15 protein-coding genes and 1 pseudogene are annotated in these 17,049 nt (G+C 72.3%); 7 read left to right on the top strand and 9 right to left on the bottom strand.

Features of this window, described 5'->3' with window-relative positions:
• Positions 1-51: 51 nt before the first annotated feature.
• The 3 genes from AC3AOF_RS33095 to AC3AOF_RS33085 all read right to left on the bottom strand — a co-directional run bounded on the left by AC3AOF_RS33095 (position 52) and on the right by AC3AOF_RS33085 (position 3,577).
• Positions 52-984, bottom strand: coding sequence for an amidohydrolase family protein (locus AC3AOF_RS33095; protein ID WP_488349243.1), 933 nt, complete (start codon positions 982-984; stop codon positions 52-54).
• A gap of 8 nt (positions 985-992) precedes the next feature.
• Entirely contained in the window at positions 993-2,282 is a 1,290-nt protein-coding gene (locus AC3AOF_RS33090) for an MFS transporter (protein ID WP_488349242.1), read from the bottom strand.
• A 260-nt stretch (positions 2,283-2,542) separates the two neighbouring features.
• A complete protein-coding gene (locus AC3AOF_RS33085; RefSeq protein ID WP_236993163.1) occupies positions 2,543-3,577 on the bottom strand; it encodes a 4-hydroxythreonine-4-phosphate dehydrogenase PdxA in 1,035 nt (344 codons plus the stop codon).
• Positions 3,578-3,750: 173 nt separating this feature from the next.
• Between AC3AOF_RS33085 and AC3AOF_RS33080 the strand changes: the two genes are divergently transcribed.
• The 3 genes and pseudogenes from AC3AOF_RS33080 (at position 3,751) to AC3AOF_RS33070 (ending at position 5,939) form a co-directional block, all read left to right on the top strand.
• On the top strand, positions 3,751-4,437 hold the full coding sequence (locus AC3AOF_RS33080) for a GntR family transcriptional regulator (protein WP_236993164.1): 687 nt from the start codon (positions 3,751-3,753) through the stop codon (positions 4,435-4,437).
• Between the two features lie 91 nt (positions 4,438-4,528).
• Positions 4,529-4,698: pseudogene (locus AC3AOF_RS33075) on the top strand (allophanate hydrolase); the annotation flags it as partial.
• Between the two features lie 2 nt (positions 4,699-4,700).
• The gene (locus tag AC3AOF_RS33070) at positions 4,701-5,939 is read left to right on the top strand and encodes an iron-containing alcohol dehydrogenase (protein ID WP_488349241.1); all 1,239 of its coding nucleotides are present in this window, start codon (positions 4,701-4,703) and stop codon (positions 5,937-5,939) included.
• Here AC3AOF_RS33070 and AC3AOF_RS33065 read toward each other — a convergent pair.
• From AC3AOF_RS33065 to AC3AOF_RS33045, 5 genes are read right to left on the bottom strand one after another with little or no spacing between them, the layout of a single operon-like run.
• A complete protein-coding gene (locus AC3AOF_RS33065; protein ID WP_236993166.1) occupies positions 5,876-6,970 on the bottom strand; it encodes a glycosyltransferase in 1,095 nt (364 codons plus the stop codon). The two genes, AC3AOF_RS33070 and AC3AOF_RS33065, sit on opposite strands and share 64 nt — an antisense overlap.
• Positions 6,967-7,914 (bottom strand): galactosyltransferase-related protein, encoded by a 948-nt coding sequence (locus AC3AOF_RS33060; protein ID WP_236993167.1) that lies wholly within the window; start codon positions 7,912-7,914, stop codon positions 6,967-6,969. Before AC3AOF_RS33060 ends, AC3AOF_RS33065 begins: the two co-directional genes overlap by 4 nt.
• Before the next feature lie 44 nt (positions 7,915-7,958).
• The gene (locus tag AC3AOF_RS33055) at positions 7,959-9,137 is read right to left on the bottom strand and encodes a glycosyltransferase (protein ID WP_488349240.1); all 1,179 of its coding nucleotides are present in this window, start codon (positions 9,135-9,137) and stop codon (positions 7,959-7,961) included.
• Positions 9,138-9,145: 8 nt separating this feature from the next.
• Positions 9,146-10,030: a glycosyltransferase family 2 protein gene (locus tag AC3AOF_RS33050; RefSeq protein ID WP_488349239.1), complete on the bottom strand. Its 885-nt coding sequence runs from the start codon at positions 10,028-10,030 to the stop codon at positions 9,146-9,148.
• Positions 10,020-12,071 carry an HAD-IIB family hydrolase gene (locus AC3AOF_RS33045; protein WP_488349238.1) on the bottom strand — a complete coding sequence of 684 codons (2,052 nt, stop codon included), beginning with the start codon at positions 12,069-12,071 and terminating at the stop codon, positions 10,020-10,022. Before AC3AOF_RS33045 ends, AC3AOF_RS33050 begins: the two co-directional genes overlap by 11 nt.
• Before the next feature lie 60 nt (positions 12,072-12,131).
• Between AC3AOF_RS33045 and AC3AOF_RS33040 the strand changes: the two genes are divergently transcribed.
• Positions 12,132-13,172 carry a glycosyltransferase family 4 protein gene (locus AC3AOF_RS33040; RefSeq protein WP_236993171.1) on the top strand — a complete coding sequence of 347 codons (1,041 nt, stop codon included), beginning with the start codon at positions 12,132-12,134 and terminating at the stop codon, positions 13,170-13,172.
• Complete coding sequence (locus AC3AOF_RS33035; protein ID WP_488349237.1) at positions 13,172-14,356, top strand: glycosyltransferase family 4 protein; 1,185 nt, start codon at positions 13,172-13,174, stop codon at positions 14,354-14,356. Before AC3AOF_RS33040 ends, AC3AOF_RS33035 begins: the two co-directional genes overlap by 1 nt.
• Before the next feature lie 3 nt (positions 14,357-14,359).
• On the opposite strand, the gene AC3AOF_RS33030 is transcribed toward AC3AOF_RS33035, so the two are convergent.
• Positions 14,360-15,358, bottom strand: coding sequence for a glycosyltransferase family protein (locus tag AC3AOF_RS33030; protein ID WP_488349236.1), 999 nt, complete (start codon positions 15,356-15,358; stop codon positions 14,360-14,362).
• Between the two features lie 199 nt (positions 15,359-15,557).
• Here AC3AOF_RS33030 and AC3AOF_RS33025 point away from each other — a divergent pair, with 199 nt between their 5' ends.
• Together AC3AOF_RS33025 and AC3AOF_RS33020 are read left to right on the top strand one after the other, a co-directional pair.
• Positions 15,558-16,184 (top strand): glycosyltransferase family 29 protein, encoded by a 627-nt coding sequence (locus tag AC3AOF_RS33025; protein WP_488349235.1) that lies wholly within the window; start codon positions 15,558-15,560, stop codon positions 16,182-16,184.
• Positions 16,185-16,194: 10 nt separating this feature from the next.
• Complete coding sequence (locus tag AC3AOF_RS33020; RefSeq protein WP_488349234.1) at positions 16,195-16,839, top strand: hypothetical protein; 645 nt, start codon at positions 16,195-16,197, stop codon at positions 16,837-16,839.
• Positions 16,840-17,049: the final 210 nt, after the last annotated feature.

Here is a 17,049-nt window from a genome sequence, read left to right as displayed (position 1 = left end):
TCCCACGAATTGTCTGGCGTTGCGGGGTTGTTGTTGGTCGTCGCGTGTCGATCACATCCGGTAGACGCGCCGGGCGGTCTCCGAGAACACCTTGCGCAGCCGCTCCGGATCGCGGGTGCCGAGGCCGCGCATCACCGCCGTGACGATCCTGGGCACGTCGGCCGAGAGGCCGCTGACCGGCAGGTTGCTGGCGAACATCACGCGGTCGTCGCCGAAGAGCGCGACCGTCTCGGCGACCACCCGCACGGTGCTGGCCTCGTCGAAGCGCCCGCCGCGCAGGCCGAACTCGGAGAGCTTGACGCTGACCTGCGGCAAGGCCGCCAGGGCCTCCATGCCCCGGCGCCAGGCGGACAGCCCGGCCTCGGAGCGGTCGAGCGGCAGGCCGCAATGGTTGAGCACGACCGACAGGCCCGGCAGCCCGGCTACGACCGCGGCGGCCTCCGTCAGGTGCCAGAACGGCACCCGCAGATCCCAGGACAGGCCGTGCGCGGGAAGGCGCGCGAGGCCCGCGCGCCAGGCCTCGTCCTGGAGCGAGCCCGCCTCGCCGGCGACCGACAGGCCGGGTGCCGCGGCGGTGACCGGCTTCGAGCGGACGCCCCGGAAAGCGGGGCTCTCGCGGTGCGCGGCCAGCACCGCATCGAGGTCGTGCTGGAGGAACGAGACGTGGCCGACCGTGACGCCCGGCAGGCCGTCGTGGGCCCGCACGGCGTCGAGAAAGCGGGTCTCCGCCACCTGCTCGTCGCGGGCGCGCTCCGCCTCGACATGGACGGTGGCGGCGAGGCGGAGCGGCCGGCAATCCCGCCGCAGGTCGGCGACCGCGTAGTCGCGGCGCAAGGCTTCGTAGGGGCCGAGGAAGAACGCCGCGCCGGCATAGCCCTCCTGGAGCCAGGGATAATGGCCGTCCTGCAAGGCCCAGAGGTGGTGATGGGCGTCGACGATTCCCTCGGGCAGGATCTCGTTCAGGAAGGAGATGGGATCGGCCATGGCGGCGCTCACTCGGCCGGGACCGCGTGGGCGACGGCCGGGGCTGAGCCCGCGACCTGCACCTGGGGCTTGATCCGGAAGGTCGCGGCGGCGCCGACGAGGAGCAGGCCGATCGAGCCGGCGAAGGGCAGGGTCCAGTTCCCGGTGGCGTCGATGATGAGGCCGAACAGGATCGGCGAGAGGATGCCGGCCACCGCCGAGCCCGCATTCATCAGCCCGCTCGCGGTGCCGGCGTGGCGCGGCGCCACGTCCATCGGCACGGCCCAGATCGGCCCGATCGTCAATTCGATCATGAAGAACGCGCCGCTGAGCAGGAGCGCGATGGCGGTGAGGTCGCGCACGAACAGGACCGGGACCAGGAAGGCGGCGGCGCCCAGGAAGCTGACCAGGATGACCCGGGCGCGCGCCGCCTCCAGGCTGCCGGTGCGGCGGTAGACCCAGTCGCAGATCACCCCGCCGACGGTGTCGCCGACGACGCCGGCGAAGAACACGCCGGAGGACAGGATCGCCGAGTTCTTGATGTCGAGATCGTAGCCGTGCTTGAAGAATACCGGCAGCCAGGTGAAGAACAGCCAGCCGGTCCAGCCGTAGCAGAAATAGACCATCATGGTCGGGGCCATGCGGCGCAGGAGCGGTCCCCACGGCACCGCGTCGGCCTTGCCCTTGCTCAAGTCGTAGGGCGGCACGTCGGCGAGGTCGTCGGCGATCACGCCGCGATGGGTGCGCGGATCGTCCCGGAAGTAGCGCCACCAGGCCGCGACCCAGACGGCGGTGACCGCGCCCAGCACCACGAACGACATCCGCCACGACAGGGTGAGGATGAGGAGGGCGACGAGCGGCGGGGTGACCGCGTTGCCCAGGCGCGAGCAGGAATGGGTGATCCCCTGCGCGAAGCCGCGCCGGGCGCGCGGCGTCCAGTTGGTGAGGGCCCGGCCGGCGGCGGGGAGCGTCGCGCCCTCGCCGATGCCGAGGACGAAGCGCACGGCGAGCAAGGCCGCAAAGCTGCCGACGAGCCCGGTGCCGATCGTGGTCAGAACCCAGATCAGGCCGCAGACCAGCAGCGTCACCCGCGAGCCGATCCGGTCGGCGATCCAGCCGCCGATCACCTGGAACACCGCGTAGGAATAGGCGAAGGCCGAGAAGGCGATGCCGAGCTGGGTGTTGGTCATCCCCAGCTCGGCCTGGATCGAGGAGGCCGCCGTCGACAGGTTGACCCGGTCGACGTAGAGCAGGAACGACATCGTGGAGAGCAGGATCAGGACGTTGAGCGGCGCGCCTCCGCGGCGATACCCGAACATGATTTCCTCCCGTCGTCATGGTTTTTCATGATCGTGCGGTTTCTTGTTTTGATTTTTATCGATTGTCTGCTTCGCCTCGCCCTCGACCTCATCCTGAGGTGTCGGTCGATCAGCGATCGACTGACCTCGAAGGAGGCCTCCAGAAGCCGCAGCTTTGGCTGAAGCCCTCCTTCGAGGCTGCTGCATGCAGCAGCATCTCAGGATGAGGTCGCGAGTGGGGTGCCGGTGACGTCGTCGCGCAGATTGCGCCGGTCAGGCGCTCACGCCGCCTGCCGCACCGCGCCCCTGCCGGCCATCCGGGCGGCGAGCAGCAGGGCAGCCCGGCTGGCGCCGGGATTGGCGATGCCCTGGCCGGCGATGTCGTAGGCCGAGCCGTGGGCGGGAGTGCAGATCGGGAAGGGGAAGCCGCCGAGCAGGGTCACGCCGCGGTCGAAGCCGATGAGCTTCATGGCGATCTGGCCCTGGTCGTGGTACATCGTCAGCACCGCGTCGAAGGCTCCCTTGGTGGCCCGCAGGAAGACGGTGTCGGGCGGAAACGGCCCCTGCGCGTCGATGCCCTCCCGCCGGCCGGCCGCGACGGCGGGCGCGATGATCGCGTCGTCCTCGTGGCCGAAATTGCCGCCGTCGCCGGCATGCGGGTTGAGGCCCGCCACCGCGATGCGCGGCGCGGGAAATCCGCTGTCCTTGAGCGAGCGATCGGTGAGCCGCAGGCCTTCCAGCACGGCATCGTAGGTGATGAGCGAGGCCACCGCCGAGAGCGGCACGTGCGAGGTGATGCGGGCGTTCCACAATCCTTCGAGGATGTTGAACTCCTTGGCCGGGACATCCGCGAGCCCCAGCACCTCGGCGGTGAAGCCGATCTCGTCGTCGTAGGGCGGGTGAGCGAGGCGCATCGCCGCCTTGTTGAACGGGGTGAAGCAGACCGCGCCCGCGACGCCCGAGGCGGCGAGGCCGATCGCCTCGCGGAAGTTGCGCAGCGCGAAGGCGCCGCCCTCCCGCTGTACCTCGCCCAGCGTGATCCCGTCGGGGTCGAGATGGCCGAGATCGAGCAGCACCGGACGCTCGCCGGGCGTCGGATCCTGGCCCGGCCGCCGCACCTCGACGTCGAGGGACAGGCCGGCCTGCGCCGCGCCGCGTTCCAGGACGCGGGCATCGCCGACGATCAGCAGGCGGGCGGCGGAGCGGATCTCCGGATCGGCCGCGACCTTGGCGGCGAGCTCGGGTCCGATCCCCGCCGGGTCGCCGATGGCGACGGCGAGGACGGGGCGCAGCGGGTCGGCGGACGAGTCGGGCATGCGGGAGACCTGGCTTTTGCTCGGATCGACCCGTTCTATAGATCCGCGATGTCCTGCACGCAAGAATGCTGTATGCAGGAATACAGGATGCGACGGTGTTTGTGGGCCTATGACAGGTCGCGAGTGGAGGGAGACGGAGCCTCATGCTAGGAGGGCCGACGGCTGAGAGGCGTATGATGGACGTGAGCAACGAGGGGCTGTCGGCCCTCGACCCGATGGTGCCGGTCAGCCGGCGGACCCTCCACGACGAACTCGTCGGGCGCATCCGCGACCTCATCATCGAGGGTCACCTCGCCCCCGAGAGCCGCATCCACGAAGGACAGCTCGGGCAGGCCCTCGGGGTATCGCGCACCCCGTTGCGCGAGGCGCTGAAGTTCCTCGCGAGCGAGGGCCTGATCGAGCTGGTGCCCGGGCGCGGCGCCGTGGTGCGCCGCCTCACGCCCCGCGACGTGCGCGACATGCTGGACGTGCTGGCCGCCCTGGAGACGACGGCGGCCCGCCTCGCCTGCCGACGGGCGAGCGACGCCGAGATCGCGGCTCTGCGCCGGCTGCACGACGAGATGATGACCTACTACGCGACCCGCACCCGGCTCGAATACTTCAAGCGCAACCAGGCGTTCCATGCCGGTCTCGCCACCCTGTCGGGCAATGCGTTCCTGGCCGCCACCCACGAGGGGATCCAGTCGCGCCTGCGCCGGATCCGCTTCGTGGGCAGCGACGCGCCGGACAAGTGGGCCGGCGCGGTGGCCGAGCACGAGGAGATGGTGCAGGCCCTCGAGGCCCGCGACGCCGACCGCCTCGCGGCGGTGATCGCCCGCCATCTCGAGGCGACCTGGATCCGCGTGCAGGACGTGATCTGACCGCGGCCGTGTCGTGTGGGTCCGGCACCCGTCCGGTCCGCCGGTAACACGCCATGGATCGGCAGGTCGGCGGCCCTCCGCCCGCGCTTTCGACACGCCGAAGCCGACCGTCGGCCATGGCGGCTGGTTCGGGGTGATCGACTCGGTGCGGGGGCCGGCGGCTGCCAGATGTTCGGCGTCACCCCGATGCCGATCTACGATCCGGCGCAAACCATCGTCGACCTGCGCGACGTCATGATCCTGTTCCGATCGGGGGAAATTCGATGAGCTATCAAATCACGCTGCCGCGTATCATTCGCATCGGCCAGGGCGCCATCGCCGAGACGGCCGAGATAGTGAGGACCTTGCGACTGGCAAAGCCGCTCATCGTGACGGACGCGACGATGGTGAGAAATGGGACCGCCGATCGCCTCCAGGCCACGCTCGCCTCGGCCGACATCGAATCGGACGTTTTTTCCGACACGATCCCGGAGCCCGACACCCGGACGGTCGCCGCCGTTCTGGCCGCAGTCGAGGCGGGCCGCTTCGATTGCCTGATCGGCCTCGGCGGCGGCAGCCCGATCGACACCGCGAAGGCCGTCGCCGTCCTGTGCGTCCAGGGCGGCGCGATGCGCGACTACAAGGCTCCGCACCAGGCAAACGGACCCGCGCTCCCCGTCATCGCGATCCCGACGACGGCCGGAACCGGCTCCGAGGTCACGCGCTTCACGGTGGTGACGGATGCCGACACCTCCGAGAAGATGCTCTGCGCCGGTTTGTCGTTTCTGCCCGTCGCCGCCGTCGTCGATTACGAATTGACGCTGAGCAAGCCCCCGAGGTTGACCGCCGACACCGGGATCGATGCCTTGACGCATGCGATCGAGGCCTACGTTTCGCGTCGCGCCAACGCGATCTCGGATGGCTTCGCCCTGGCGGCGATCCGGAACATCGCCCCGCATCTGCGACGCGCCTATGCCGACGGAGCCGATCGCTGCGCCCGAGAGGCATTGATGCTGGGCGCGACGCAGGCCGGGATCGCGTTCTCCAACAGCTCCGTCGCCCTCGTCCATGGCATGAGCCGGCCGATCGGCGCCCACTTCCACATTCCGCACGGCCTGTCCAACGCCATGCTGCTGCCCACGATCACCGCCTACAGCATACCCGGCGCCGAGGCGCGGTACGCCGAATGTGCCCGCGCGATGGGGCTCGCCGCCGGCCGGGACGATGCCGCGGCGGCCCAGGCGCTCGTGGCCGAGCTGCGCGCCATCAACGCCGATCTCGCCGTCCCGTCACCGGAGGCTTACGGCGTCGATCCGGCAACCTGGACGACGTTGCTCCCTACGATGGCGCGCCAAGCCCTCGCCTCGGGATCACCGTCCAACAATCCGGTCGTGCCCGACCTCGAGGCGATCGTCGCGCTCTACGAAGAGGTTTGGCACGGCGCCGATCGTCCGGCGGGTCATGGAGCGGCCCGGAACACGGATGACGGGGGACGCGCTGCGCCGGCGCGGACCTCCGCGTAGAGGGCCTCGCACGCGTCGAGCCAGCTTTCGCGGGTGAACAGGCGCAGCACCCGCTCGCGCGGGACGCGGCGCGGGATCGCCAGCGCCCGGGGGATGGCCCCGGCCAGGGCGGCGTCGTTCCCGGACGGGACCAGGCATCCGGCCTCGCCGACGACCTCCTCCGCCGCGCCCCGGGCAAAGCCCGCGACGGGAAGGCCGCAGGCCATCGCCTCGATCGCCGCGAGCCCGAACGGCTCGTCCCAGCACGGGGTGAACAGGAAGACCGAGGCGCGGGCGATCTCCGCGGCGAGCGCCGGCCCGGCGAGGTGGCCGCCATAGCGGATCGGCCCGCCGAGATGCGGGAGGATGTCGGTCTCCCAGTGATCCGGCTCCTCGATCGGGCCGAACAGGGTCAGGGGCAGGCCGGCGCGCCGCGCGGCCGCGATCGCGTGGTGCGGGCCCTTCACGCGAGCGATGCGCCCGCTCCAGACGGCGGAGCCGTCGCCGCCGTCGCGGTAGGGCCAGGCCGCGGGATCGATGCCGTTGTGCAGGACGCCCGCCTCCGGTGGGGCGCCGTCGGGCCACCAGGCCCGCAGATGCGCGGCCGAGGTCGCGGTGATGCGGTGCCCGGGTGCCGGGCTGTCGTGCACGAACCAGCGCAAGGCGTCGTAGGGCGGCGCGTGCAGGGAGGTGAGCGTGGGAACGGCCTCCGTGCGCCGCCGCTCCAGGGCCAAGCGGCTCAGGGAGTTGTTGTGCACGACGTCGAACCCGCCCGCCGCGATCCGGTCGCAGGCGGCGGCGTAGCCGGCATCGACATGGGCCTTGAGGCCGGGATCGCCCCGGTGCTCGAGGCCCGGGAAGCTCTTCTCGTGGTGGACCGGGATCACCGGGTCGAGGGTGAAGCGCGGGTCGCTGTCGCCGGAGGCGAACAGCACCACCGCGTGGCCCCGGGCGGTCAGCCCGTCCGCCAGGTGCCAGCAATAGGCCTCCAAGCCGCCCGCGAAGGGCGGCGCGATCGGGTGGCGCAGGTGGGCAAGGAGCGCGATCCTCACGCCGGCACCGGGGCCTGCTTCCGAATCTCGATCTCCCTGGCCTCGATCTCCCTGGCCTCGATGGCGCGGATGACCGAGGCCGAGTTGGTGTAGGGCTGGTGGCCCTGCTGCCCGGTGAGCGCGAGGTCGCCGGCATCGGGGCGGCGCAGGATGCGGATCGGCCGGTCCGGCGTGTCGTCGATCAGCCCCATCACCCGGAAGGCATGGAGCCAGTGCCCCATGGTGCGGTAGCCCCACTTGGCCTCGAACAATTCGGCATTGCGCACGACACTGTCGAGGTGGTGGACCGGCGGCATGTGGTGGGGGTGGTACTGGTGATAGGCAAGGCCGCCCTTCATCCAGGCGATCGGCAGGCCGCGCCGGTCGAGGAGCTTGCCGAAGTCGGTATCCTCGCCGCCATAGCCGGTATAGCGCTCGTCGAAGCCGCCGGTGGCGAGGAAGGTGGCGCGCCGGATCGCGAAGTTGAGCGACCAGAAGCAGCGGTAATCGTGGCAGATCTCGAGGCCGGCGGCCGGCGGGCCGCGGCGGTCGGAATGCTTCTCGGCGACCCGGGCCAGATCCGCGTAGGCCCAGTCCCCCGCGGTCGCGTGCTCGGGCAGGTGCAGCACCTCGCCCATCAGCAGGCCGTCGAGGGTGGCGAGCCCGGCGGCGTAATCGGCGACGAGGTCGGGCGCGGGGATGCAATCGACGTCGAGGAACACGACCGCGTCCCCGGTGGCGAGCGCGACGCCGCGGTTGCGCGCGGCGGCGAGCGGCAGCGCCTCGCCCGGGAGCCGGAACTGGTGCACCGGGAACGAGGCGTCGGGCAGGTCGTAGAGGTCGTCCTGCATCACCGCGACGATGAACTCGGCGGGTTTCCGGGTCTGGCGTTCCAGGCCGCGGAGCACGTTCGCGAGGTGGGCGGGACGACCCTTGGCCAGGGTGACGACGGACACGGAGGACATGCGGGCGCTGAGCTTTCCGGCAAGCAGGAGGAGGATGGGGTTCGTCAGCCGGCGGCGACGACGCGAAGCGCGCCCGGCTCGGTGGCGCCTGGCAAAGGCTCGGCGGCGCCCGGCAAAGGCTCGGCGGCGCCTTGCCAGAGCGCGTCGGTCAGCCCTTCGAGCCAGCCGGCGGCACGGGACGCCGCGTCCGGCGCGTAGAGGCTGCGCAGGGCCTCGCCGTCGAGGGCTCGCGCCCGGGCGAGGAGGTCGCGCCAGCCCTGGAGGTCGCCGGGCCAGACCGGCGCCTGGACGGCGGCGCCCAGTCGCACCAGGGCCTCGGCCTTGCGGGTCTGCTCGCCGAAATAGCGCCATTCCGGCATCACGATCAGGCGGCCGCCGACCCGGGCGACCTCGTGCACCGTGTTGTCGCCGGCCGAGGCCACCACGATGTCGGCCGCCGCCAGGTAATCGGTGACCGAGGGCACCCAGCCGAGTTCGTGCAGGTTCGAAAAATCGGTCTCGTGGCCCTCGCGGTGGGTCGGCCCGAGGGTGAGCCACAGGGCGTCGGGCGCGGCCCGGGCCGCGACCGTGAGGGGGGCGTAGGGCGTGCCGCTGCCCCCGCCGCCGGTCACCGCCACGACGATCTCGCGGTCGGGATCGAGGCCGAGGCTCGCCCGCGCCTCGGCCCGGTCCGGCACCCGGTCGATGCTGGTGCACAGCCCGCCGCTGTAGAAGGTCCTGGCGCGAAGATGCGCCGGATAGTCGTCCTGTTCGAGTTTGGCGTCGAAGGGCGCCAGCATCCCGACGCAGGCCTCGTAGGAGCCGACATGGCCGATATCCTGGCGGTCGCCGTGCATGCGGATCTGCACCGCCGGCACGCTGGCGATGCGCGACAACAGCGCGATCTCCGCCGAGACATCGACGACGAAGAGGCCGATGCCGCGGTCGTCGAGGTGGTCGAGGATCCGGCGCATCGTCCGGCGCATCTCGGGGAGCCCGAGGGGCACGCAATGCATCACCTGCGGCGTCGGCTCGGCGTGGAGGCGCGGGGTCGGCACCGCGGCGCCGATCATGTTCGGCAGCGCCACGATCTCGATGTCGCGGGAGAATCCGTCGAACAGGTGCGGGCCGGCGGTCAGCACCGAGACCGGACGGTCGCGGGCGAACTCGGCCGCCACCGCCATCGTGCGGCGGGCATGGCCCCGTCCCTGGTGGTGGACGAAGAACGCGATCGGCTTCTTCATGAAATCTCTCAAGAAAAAAGGGCGTCGGGCCGCAAGGCGGCGGCGATCTCCGGCCGGGTCGGGGGGCGCAGGAGGCGGATGTCGTCCGCGCCCTCGTCCCAGGCGATCAGGCCGGCGTCGCGGAACTGGCCGAGCCAGTAGGTCATGCACCAGCGCCCGTGCCGTGCCCGAAAGCGCGCGGCATTGGCGAGGATCGGCGCGAAATGCTGCAGCGGCGGCACGTGGACCGGGTGATGCTGGTGATAGGCCCGCGCGCCGCCGACCCAGAAGGTCGGAAGACCGCTCGCGCTCAGGCGGGCGGCGAGATCGGTCTCCTCGCCGCCATAGCCGGCAAAGCCCTCGTCCATGCCGCCGACCGCGCGCCAGGCCCGCGCCGGCAGCGCGAAGGACAGGCCCCAGAGCTGGCCGGAATCGGGCTCGGGGCGGAGGCCGGTTTCCGGCACCGGGGGCCGGGCCGGATGGGTGCGGCCGAGACGGTCGAGGCCGGCCTCGTCGAGGTGCGCGACGCCCGGCGGCAGGTACAGGACCTCGCCGAGGAACAGGCCGTCGCCTTCCGCGGCCGCCTGCGCGTAGGCGGACACGAGGCCGGCACCCGGGATGCAGTCGACGTCGAGGAAGATCAGCAGGTCGCCGTCCGCCGCCTCCGCCGCCCGGTTGCGGGCGGCCGCGAGCGGCATCGGCTCGCCCGGCACGTGGAGGTGGCGCACCGGGCAGCCGGGATCGGGCAGGTCTGGCGCGGGCTCCGCCTGCATCCAGGCGATCACCAGTTCGCGCGGGCGCGTGCTCTGGCGGGCGAGACCCCGCATCAGGTGGCGCAGGCACGCGTCGCGCCCGCGCACCAGGGTGAGCACGCTCGCGGCAGGGGACTCGGGTCGCGAGGCCTCAGGTCGCATGCGCGAACATCCGGCGGAAATGGCCGACGCCCTCGATGATGCCGCGGGCATGCGAGGCCCGGGCGACGTAGGAGTGCTGCAGGGCGGCGTGGGCTGCCAGCCCGTCGGAATAGTTCGCCACGATGATCGCCTGCACCCGCGCGCGCAGCATCTCGACGTCGTTGCCGGAATCACCCGCCACGAACACGGCCCGCTCGGGCAGGCGGTAGAGGGCGCGCACGTGGTCGACCGCGCTGCCCTTCGAGGCCCGCTCGGGCAGGACGTCGAGGTAGCGGCCGTGGCTGTGGATCACCGAGGCCCGCAGGCCCGCCTGGCCCAAGCGGGCCCGGACCTGCGCCGCCGCTGCCGCACCGCCGAAATAGCTGAGCTTGAGCGCGCGCTGCTCCAGCGGCCCCTGGGGCGCCAGGTCGGCGAGGCCGACGAGCGCGGCGCGGATCGCCTCCCGCTCCCATCCGGGCAGAATCGCCGCGCGCCAGGCGGAATCCGCCGTGTAGGTCACGCCGTTCTCGTCGAGGTGGTGGATCTCGGAGCCGACCGAGGTGATCATCACCTGCGGCCGCGGGCTGTCCTGCTGCTCCAGCACCGCCATCGCGCTGTGGAACGAGCGCCCGGTCGCGACCCCGAAGGCCAGCGACGCCTGCCGGCTGTGCCAGCGCCGGAAGATGCCGAGAGCCGCCTCGCACCCGACCAGCGTGTTGTCGATGTCGCAGATCAGGAGCTGGCGCGGCGCCTCCACGGGCGGTACCGGCGTCACGAGTGCGCGCAGCAGGGCGTGGTAGCGCGCGGCGTGCCGGTCCCAGTCGTAAGCTGCCGCCGCCCGCGCGCCGCCGGCGACGCATCGGGTGTAGAGGGCGGGATCGTCGAGGAGGCGCAGGGCCGCCGCCGCGATGGCGTCGGGCCGGCGAGGATCCACGAGGATGCCGTTGCCGCAGGTCTCGACGATGTCGTTTGGGCCGCCGCTGTCGGTCGCGACGAGGGGCAGGCCGGCGGCGGAAGCCTCGAGCAGGGTCAGGCCGAACGGCTCGTTGAGGGCCGGGTTGACGAACAGGCCGCCCCGCACCCGGGCATGGGCGTAGAGCGCCGGCACGTCCTCGGGCCGGTGGCTCTTCGGGTAGGCGACCCGGCCGTAGAGGTCGTAGCGGTCGATGAGCACCAGGAGGTCGCGTAGCGTCTCGGCCATCTCGCCGTCGAGGGCATCGATGTCCTGGCGGGTCCCGGCGATCAGGACGAGGTTCGCACGTGCCTGCAGGCCTGGATTCTCGCCGTAGGCCCGCACCAGGGCGGCGAGGTTCTTGCGCGCCACCGGGCGGGCCAGCGCCAGCAGCACCGGCTTGCCGGGGTCGTGCAGGAAGCGCGCGAGCGTCGCGTCGACCCGCGGATCGGGGCGGCTGTCGGCGAAGCGGGCGAGGTCGCTGCCCGGCGGCAGGACGCGGATCCGGCCCGGATCGTAGGCGTCGTAGCCGGCATACTGCACCTCCGCCTCGTCGCGCGAGGAGGCGATGACGAGGGCGGCGCGGGCGAGCGCCCGCTCCTCGGTGGCGATCCGGCCGGCGAGGTCGGGCTGCCCCGCCGCCTTGCCGAGCATCGCCGCCTTGACCCGGCCGAGCGAGTGGGCGGTGAAGACGAACGGGATCCCGAGCCGGTCCTCGACGATCTCCGCGACGGCGGCGGCGTCGGCGTAATGGGCGTGGATCAGGTCGGGAGCCCGCGCTTGCGCGCCGATCCAGGCGATCAGGCTCTCGGCGAAGCTCGCGACCTCCGCGTGCATCTCCTCCTTGGTGCGGTAGCCCGGAGACGCGCTCGACAGCCGCACGAGCGTGGCCTTGTCGCCGAGGCGCTCTTCGGGCACGGCGTAGTCGGGGCCGGGCGCGCCGGAGAACCGGCGCGTCGCCACCACGATCCGGCCGATATCGGAATCCTGCGCCGAGGCGGCGACGAGATCGAGCAGGTAGCGGATATGGCCGCCGGTATCGGCGGTGAGCCCATAGACCACGTCCCGGCCGCGCAGGCAGCCCTGCAGGGCGACATGCAGAACGAACATCACTCCGCCGCCGCAGCGGACAAAATCCGAGAACAGGTCGATTCGAGTGAGGTATATGTCGTGATCCGCGTCGCCCAAATCGCTCCGAACATCTTTCCCATTCCCCCGGAGCATCACGGCGGCACGGAGCGGGTCATCCACGACCTCGCCACGGCGCTGAGAAGCTTGGGCGTGGAGGTAACGCTGTTCGCCCCCACGGACAGTGCGACACACTTACCCCGTATCGGTAGCTATCCGAGCCTCGCGGCCCTGGAGCGTCGCTACGGCCGGGTCGCGCCCGGGGTGCCGGCCGCCCTCGACGCCCTGCAGCTCGAGGCCCTGCGCCGGCGCCTCGACGACTTCGACATCGTCCATGGCCACGGCGAGTTCGCGCACGCCGCCCTCCTCGGGGAGCGCAGGCGGCACAGCCTGACGACGATCCACTGGCGGGTCGACGAGCTCGACCGGGCTTTGTTCTTCGAAGGCTTTCCCGATCTCCCCGTCGCGGCGATCTCGGCGGCGCAAGCGGCCGGCATACCGGCGGCGAACCGGGCCGGGGTCGTGCATCACGGCATCGACCGCGACCGCTACCAGGCGTCGCTCGAGGCTGGCGACCACCTCGCCTTCGTCGGGCGGATGACCGACCAGAAGCGGCCCGACACCGCGATCCGGGTGGCGCGGGAGGCCGGCCTGCCGATCCGGCTCGGCGGCACGATCGATGTCGGCAATCCGGGCTATTTCGACCGCGAGGTCCGCCCCTTGCTCGCCGACGACGCGGTCTATCTCGGCCCGGTGGACGATCAGGCCAAGGGCGCGCTCCTCCGCGGCGCCCGCGCGCTGCTGTTCCCGATCGACTGGCCGGAGCCGTTCGGCCTCGTGATGATCGAGGCGATGGCCTGCGGCACCCCGGTGATCGCCTGGAACCGCGGCTCGGTGCCGGAGATCGTCGAGGACGGCGTGACGGGCTTCGTCGTCGCCTCCGAGGACGAGGCCGTGGCGGCGCTCGCCCGGATCGGCGAGATCGACCGGGCGGGGGTGCGCCGCCGCTTCGAGGAGCGGTTCACCGCCGAGCGCATGGCCCGGGACTACCTCGCCCTCTACCGTCGCCTCCTGGCCGCCTGATGCGCACCGCCCTCCTCGCCTGGGACTACCCGCCGGCCCCGAGCGGCCTCTCGACCGCGGCCCGGGAGATCGCCGAGAGCCTGTCCGAGGCCGGTGCCGACGTGACGGTGTTCACCCTCGATCGCGCCGTCATCGAGCGGGTCGGGGGCGTGACGGTCGCCGGGATCTCCCTGCCGCCTGCCGGGGGCCTCGCGAGTTTACGCCGCTGGGGATCGGTCGGCCACCTCGCCGCCCCGTTGGCGTTCCGGCGCGCGGTGCTGGCCGCGCATGCCGGCAGCCCGTTCGACGTGATCGAGGCGACGAACTGGTACGCGCCCGCCGTGCTGCTCGCCGGCTGCCGCGACCTGCCGCTGGTGACGCGCTCCTCGACCCCGGCGGCCTTCACCCGCGGGCCGGCCCCGTCCTTGCGCGACCGCCTCGACGGCGGGACCGCCGACGCCCTGGAGCGGCGTCAGGCGCGGGGAAGTGCCGGCCTCATCGCCAACACCGCGGCGCACGGGGCGGTGATCGGGCAGGCCTATCGCCTGTCGGGCCGCCAGCCCGACGCGGTGATCGGGCTGAGCCTGCCGCCGGAGGTCGCGGGCCGCGCCCGGGACGCTGCCTATCCGGAGGCGGACGCGCCTTTGCGCCTGCTCTTCGTCGGGCGGGCGGAACTGCGAAAAGGCTTCGACGCGCTGATGGGCGCCCTGGCGATCCTCGCGGCGGAGGCGGAGCGGGGCGCCCTGCCGCCGTTCCGGCTCGACCTCGTCGGGGTGCCGCCCGGCGACCTGCCGGCGGACCTCTCCGACGCGGCCCGGGCGCGCCTCCACGCCCGCGGCCGGATCGGCGCCGGGGCTTTGGCCGAGGCCTACGCGGAGGCCCACGCGGTTCTCGCCCCGTCGCGCTACGAGAGCTTCGGCCTCGTCTACCAGGAAGCCCTGGCCTATGGCCGCCCGGTGGTGGCCTGCGCCGAGGATGCGAGCGCCCGCGCCTTCGTCGGCGCGCCCGAGGCCGGCCCGCTCGCGGCGGCGGCCACCGGTCCGGCGCTCGCCGACGCCCTTCGCCCGCTCCTGCGCGATCCCGGCTTGCGCCGGGCCTACCGCGCCCGGGCGCTCGCGGCGGCCGGGCGCTTCACCCGGGGAAGCCTCGCGCACGCGACGCTCGATCTGTACGGGCGGGCCATCGCGGCGGCGCGGGGTGGGTGAACCTCATGCGCGGTAGGGCCGCAACAGCGTCTCCTCCTCCTCCAACCGGCCGCGCCCGGGATCGAGGGCCTCGTAGGCCCGGGAGCGGGCGCGGACATGGTCGCGGCTCAAGCGGTGCTCGATCGCGCCGTGCAGGGCGATGAGGCTGCGACGCCAGCCGCCGTCGAGGGCCGGGCGCTCGTGGACGCGGCCGGCATAGCGCACCGGAACCCGGTTCAGCCGGTACTGCACGTCCGGATAGACATCCGACATGATTCCGTCGACGCGGTTGCACCGGGGCAGGCCGACCGAGAGGACGTCGCCGTCCTCGGCGAGGGCCGCGAGGGCCGGCAGGAGACGGCCGGTTTCGGGAGCGAGCGTCTCGTCGGCGTCGAGCTGCAGCATCCAGGCGTGGCGGGCGAGATCCTGGAGGGCGTTGCGCTGCGCGGCGAAGTCGCCCGCGAGGGGACGGACAGCCATCCGCACCGCGCCCTCCGCGAAGCCCGCGACCGGGATCGCCCGCAGCGGCGCGGCCTCGCCGTCGAGGAGGATCGCGACGTCGTCGGTCCAGCCGGCCTGCGAGGCGAGGCCGGCGAGCACCGCGTCGAGTTCGGCCGGACGGCAGAGGAGGCCCAGCGAGACGGGCGGCCCGTCCGCGAGATCGTAGAGTTCGGCCCGCGCCGCGAGCGGGCTGTGAGGCGCCAGGAGCGCCGCACGATCGTCGGGGCCAAGCGGGCGCAGGCCGCGGCCGAGGCGGGTCGCGGCGGTACGCAGGGTGTAGATGTCGAGGCCGTAAGCACCGTCCGGGTCGGGGACGAAGGTCGGCGCGGCGAGGCGCCCGGCGAGGTCGCGCCAGTTCCCCGCCGGGTCCGCGTCCCGCTCGGTCAGGACGCCGCAGGAGTGGCAGGCCATCGGGAAGGCGCGCTCGCGCCCGCGGGCATCGATCAGGCGGCGGTCGCTCGGCGCCAGCATGGCGGCGGCGCAGACGAAGCAGCGGCGGCTCCGTTCTCTCTCGAGAATCATCGACGAAGGTCCCGTTCCGGCGAGAGCGGCGCCCGGTCGCGTTGCCATCGGACGCTGCTATAAGCTTCTGATTTTGCAGAAATTTCTTCGACGAACCGGAATCCGCTTCGTCGGACGATGCTCCAGGGCTGGTCGCGGGGCACGAGCGCCATACTTCCCCGGGGCTTCCATGACGCCCCCGACGAGACCTGTGCCTCGCTTGCCCGACGCCGTCGACCCCCTCCGCGCAGCCTGTTTCGATCTCGCCTCGATCGCCCTCGTCGGCAACGCGCCCGGAACCGAGGCCGCAGCGGCGGATGCGGCGGAAAACGTCGTGCGCTTCAACAACGCCCCGAATTTCGGCGGCCGGGCCGGGTCGCGGGTCACGCATCTCGCTCTCGTCAACCGCGGCGGGCAGATGCGCGAGTGGCTGGCCGATCCGGATTTCCTCGACCGCCCGGTCGTCCGCCAGGCGCAGGCCTTCGTGCTGCCGTTCCCGATGCTGCCCGAAGCACAGAACGTCCCTGAGCCGATCTGCTTCACCCGCGAGGTGCTGGCGCTGCTGCGCCCGCTCGGCAAGCCGGTCCACGTCCTGCCCGAGGCGCTGCACGGCGAAGCCCGGCGCGTGCTCGGCGCCCGCACCGAGGGCCGGCCGAACCCGAGCACCGGCTTCCTGGTCGCGCTCGCCCTCCTCCTGGGGCGCCCGGCCGGGTCTCCGGCGATCGAGGCCTATGGATTCGGCTTTGCCGGTTGGTCCGGCCACCCCTGGGCGGCCGAGCGCGCCTGGTTCGCCGCGGCTAACGCGGCCGGGCGGCTGCGGCTGCATCCTCCCCCGACCGACGGATGATTTCTGCACGATGGCAACCCTGATCACCGTCCTGAAGAGCGGCGGCCGCTACGACGGACCTTGGGTCGCGCGCCTGGCCGCCGGCATCCGCCGCCACGCCCCGGCCTTCGAGCGGATCCTCTGCCTCACCGACCTTCCGCTCGCGATCGACGGGGTCGAGCGGGTGGCGCTCCGGCACGACTGGCCGGCCTGGTGGGCGAAGATGGAGGCGTTCCGCCCCGGCCTCGTCGAGGGGACGGCTTTGCTGTGCGACCTCGACACCGTCCTGACCGGACCGGCCGGCACCCTCGCCGAACCCGGCCTCGCGGCGATGGAGGACTATTTTCACAAGGGCCGCGTCTCCAGCGCGCTGCTGCGCTGGCACGGCGACGACCTCGCTCCCCTGTATGCCGCCTTCGCGGCCGAGCCCGGGCGCTGGATGAGGCCGGGATCCTGCGGCCCGGTGCCGAACGCCGTCCATGGCGACCAGGTCGTCATCGACCACCTGCTCGCTCGTGAGGGTCGCAAGCCGCTCTTCTTCCAGCATCGGTATCCCGCCTTGCTCGACTTCTACGACCCCCGACGCGACAGGCATGGCCCGGTCGTGATCTTCATCGGCGATGCGAAGCCGGACACGGCAAGCGGTTCCGTTCACGAGGCCTGGCTCGGAGCCTGACGGACGACGACCCCTGCGACCGCCCTTTTCGGCAGGGCGGCGAAGGTTGCGTCCGGATTGCGCTCGATGACGGACCTTCCCGGTGACGGGTGGATGCCCGCAAGAGGTCGGACAGGCCCGGCACGGCGGCGTAGGCACGGACAAGCCGATCGGGTCGCCTGTCCGGGCGTCCCTTCGATCCGACCGACGCTTCGAAAGCGGCATCGATCG

The sequence above is a fragment of the Methylobacterium sp. 142-1Y genome (assembly GCF_057747795.1).
Note: the sequence above shows the minus strand (reverse complement) of the source record. Positions and strands in the feature narration are given on the sequence as shown.

Excerpts from the sequence above, each read along its gene's own strand:
- AC3AOF_RS33095 (WP_488349243.1), bottom strand. The coding sequence starts at position 984 with ATGGCCGATCCCATCTCCTTCCTGAACGAGATCCTGCCCGAGGGAATC.
- AC3AOF_RS33090 (WP_488349242.1), bottom strand. The coding sequence starts at position 2,282 with ATGTTCGGGTATCGCCGCGGAGGCGCGCCGCTCAACGTCCTGATCCTG.
- AC3AOF_RS33085 (WP_236993163.1), bottom strand. The coding sequence starts at position 3,577 with ATGCCCGACTCGTCCGCCGACCCGCTGCGCCCCGTCCTCGCCGTCGCC.
- AC3AOF_RS33080 (WP_236993164.1), top strand. The coding sequence starts at position 3,751 with ATGATGGACGTGAGCAACGAGGGGCTGTCGGCCCTCGACCCGATGGTG.
- AC3AOF_RS33070 (WP_488349241.1), top strand. The coding sequence starts at position 4,701 with ATGAGCTATCAAATCACGCTGCCGCGTATCATTCGCATCGGCCAGGGC.
- AC3AOF_RS33060 (WP_236993167.1), bottom strand. The coding sequence starts at position 7,914 with ATGTCCTCCGTGTCCGTCGTCACCCTGGCCAAGGGTCGTCCCGCCCAC.
- AC3AOF_RS33055 (WP_488349240.1), bottom strand. The coding sequence starts at position 9,137 with ATGAAGAAGCCGATCGCGTTCTTCGTCCACCACCAGGGACGGGGCCAT.
- AC3AOF_RS33050 (WP_488349239.1), bottom strand. The coding sequence starts at position 10,030 with ATGCGACCTGAGGCCTCGCGACCCGAGTCCCCTGCCGCGAGCGTGCTC.
- AC3AOF_RS33045 (WP_488349238.1), bottom strand. The coding sequence starts at position 12,071 with ATGTTCGTTCTGCATGTCGCCCTGCAGGGCTGCCTGCGCGGCCGGGAC.
- AC3AOF_RS33035 (WP_488349237.1), top strand. The coding sequence starts at position 13,172 with ATGCGCACCGCCCTCCTCGCCTGGGACTACCCGCCGGCCCCGAGCGGC.
- AC3AOF_RS33030 (WP_488349236.1), bottom strand. The coding sequence starts at position 15,358 with ATGATTCTCGAGAGAGAACGGAGCCGCCGCTGCTTCGTCTGCGCCGCC.
- AC3AOF_RS33020 (WP_488349234.1), top strand. The coding sequence starts at position 16,195 with ATGGCAACCCTGATCACCGTCCTGAAGAGCGGCGGCCGCTACGACGGA.